The organism is Nostoc sp. LEGE 12454 (genome assembly GCF_056620565.1).
Genome location: NZ_JBWQXL010000108.1, coordinates 1 through 2,160, shown reverse-complemented (window position 1 = coordinate 2,160; position 2,160 = coordinate 1). Strand labels below are relative to the sequence as shown.

The window sequence follows — 2,160 nt, the reverse complement described above, 5'->3', positions numbered from 1 at the left end:
AACGAATCGTACTTGTCTTGAATGCTTTCTACTACCTGCTTATCAGACATATAAGCCTTTAATTCGGTTACATTCCGATCATCTAACCATTCGGCAAATTGTTCAAGTTATTTTTACATGATGCCTACCAACCCCTCTGCCAAGGACGGAATTATTTTCTCCTTGTCCTCAGGGTCAAGACTACTCTGAGCAGTACGACAACCTGAAAGGAATACCAGACGAGGCTGACGATTCCGGAAAATCTGAGCGAATTCATCCAGTGTGGCATTGTGGCGATCGCCTGTTTCTGTCTCAGTAATAAAGAATGGTTGATAAGGAGCTGCCATTTGGAGATCAGCGTGCCCAGTAATATGAAAAACATCAAAGGCTGGAGAGTAACGGTTCCAAAGATTTGATAGGTCTGTCATACAACCGCTCTCTTCAACCCGCAAATCTACTGCTGTATTCTGGGTCGCTTTCAAAATTTCTGACTCTTCATGCTCAAAATCCAGAACAGGCTCAACTATCTCTGGAGATGTTGCCATAAACAACACCCGCAATGGTCGCTGCTCTGGTTCAGGCAGAGTCACAGGCTTACCCAACCAGCGCATCGGTACCACCGTTGGATTCACTCGCTCTACCAGAAATTTTCCCTGATCGTATAACGCTTCCCAAGGCAAATATGCCAAGTTGTGGGGAGTAGCGATCGCCAACACTAAGGTCTCATACTGGCACTCTGCTATTGCTGTTCGTAGCCACCCTACCCCATCTAGCCAGTCAAATAATTGTTGCCCAATCCTTTGAAGTGCTGGACGACCGAGGTAATAATCTCGTCGTGCCTGCTGCTGCAATGACTGAATCCCATCCAAACTCAAATTTGGTGACTCATTATAGGTTTGAGGGAGATCACCCAAAAACCTTAGCTTCACCCATCCTGGTTGCTCTTCAATTAGGCGCACATAGAGGATTTGCATGTTGACTCACTAAAAACAGAGTTTGCAAGTCTGGGATTTGTGAAAAATGCAATATAAGAAGTTTTTTAACTTCTTTGACGTTCCAAGACTTTAAGTATCTGATAAATCTCGTCCGCACTAGCGTTTTCTAGCAAAATTTTGTCATCCTCGCTTTCAATCACGACGTCAAATCGCTTACCTGCCCTTGCCTGTTTATTTTCCTGAAACCATTTGCGGATTTGTTCAGCGATCGCAATAGTTGAGCCGACCATTCCAACAATGACTGCGATCGTTTCAATCACTCCCTTTTCCGGCTCTTCTGAACTGGGTGTCGAGCTCCCCAATATTCCTGGAATTGCTAGGAGATCTTCTGCCGCAGCTACAGGATTGTCACCTTCGATTACAACTCTTATACTCTCTGCCATGATTTTTCCTCAAGTAGCTAAAGGTATTTTATTCGATGGAGGGGTGCAAGGCTCACTCAAGTACGAATTTCTCTCCGATACAAGAACAGAAGCGGATTTTGCCCTTCATGTTCGCCGCACAATTGAAACCGACCCAGATGCCAAAAAATGGCATTTGATTATGGACTGTCTAAATACTCATCAGTTTGAGTCCCTGGTTCGTTTAGTTGCAGAAATTGAAGGTTTGAATATTGACTTGGGTATTAAGGGAGAAAGTAGCATCCTGAAATCCCGCATGACTTTTTTGCGTGACCCAGCACACCGAATTGTGTTGCATTACACTCCTAAACATTCTTCATGGCTCAATCAAATTGAGATTTGGTTCAGTATTTTGGTTCGCAAGTTACTCAGAAGAGCCAGTTTCGTCAGTCAGAATGATTTGAAAAATCGAATCCTCAAGTTTATCGACTACTTTAATAAAACAATGGCTAAACCTTTTAAGTGGACATATAAGGGCAAAGTTTTGGCTATTTAATGGTCTGCTTATTTACGCCGTTCTGTACTAGGTAAATAAATGTATCGGCAGTTTCAGTAAGTAATTCATAGTCTTTGTTCAATCGCCGACACCAAACCTGTAACTTAAAGGAAGAAGGCACTAAAGCACAATTAAAAGCCAGTGCCATATCTTCTACTTTAGTTAAGCATTTAGAGTGTACAGTGGCAGTAAGAATTGACGCATTTCCATTTGCAGTTCTGGATTTGGTCTATCTCCATAAGGAACCAACATGGCAGGATGATCTGATTGTTGCAAGTGCATTTTGATA

Annotated in this window: 3 protein-coding genes; 1 reads left to right on the top strand and 2 read right to left on the bottom strand. The window is 42.7% G+C overall.

What is annotated here, in order from left to right; translation table 11 throughout:
- Window positions 1–113: 113 nt before the first annotated feature.
- Both AC1F2U_RS34620 and AC1F2U_RS34615 read right to left on the bottom strand, forming a co-directional pair.
- Window positions 114–953 (bottom strand): CHAT domain-containing protein, encoded by an 840-nt coding sequence (locus tag AC1F2U_RS34620; RefSeq protein WP_480265256.1) that lies wholly within the window; start codon window positions 951–953, stop codon window positions 114–116.
- Between the two features lie 65 nt (window positions 954–1,018).
- Window positions 1,019–1,357: a hypothetical protein gene (locus AC1F2U_RS34615; protein WP_480265255.1), complete on the bottom strand. Its 339-nt coding sequence runs from the start codon at window positions 1,355–1,357 to the stop codon at window positions 1,019–1,021.
- Here AC1F2U_RS34615 and AC1F2U_RS34610 point away from each other — a divergent pair.
- Complete coding sequence (locus AC1F2U_RS34610; RefSeq protein ID WP_480265254.1) at window positions 1,356–1,871, top strand: transposase; 516 nt, start codon at window positions 1,356–1,358, stop codon at window positions 1,869–1,871. The two genes, AC1F2U_RS34615 and AC1F2U_RS34610, sit on opposite strands and share 2 nt — an antisense overlap.
- Window positions 1,872–2,160: the final 289 nt, after the last annotated feature.

Excerpts from the sequence above, each read along its gene's own strand:
- AC1F2U_RS34620 (WP_480265256.1), bottom strand. The coding sequence starts at position 953 with ATGCAAATCCTCTATGTGCGCCTAATTGAAGAGCAACCAGGATGGGTG.
- AC1F2U_RS34615 (WP_480265255.1), bottom strand. The coding sequence starts at position 1,357 with ATGGCAGAGAGTATAAGAGTTGTAATCGAAGGTGACAATCCTGTAGCT.
- AC1F2U_RS34610 (WP_480265254.1), top strand. The coding sequence starts at position 1,356 with ATGATTTTTCCTCAAGTAGCTAAAGGTATTTTATTCGATGGAGGGGTG.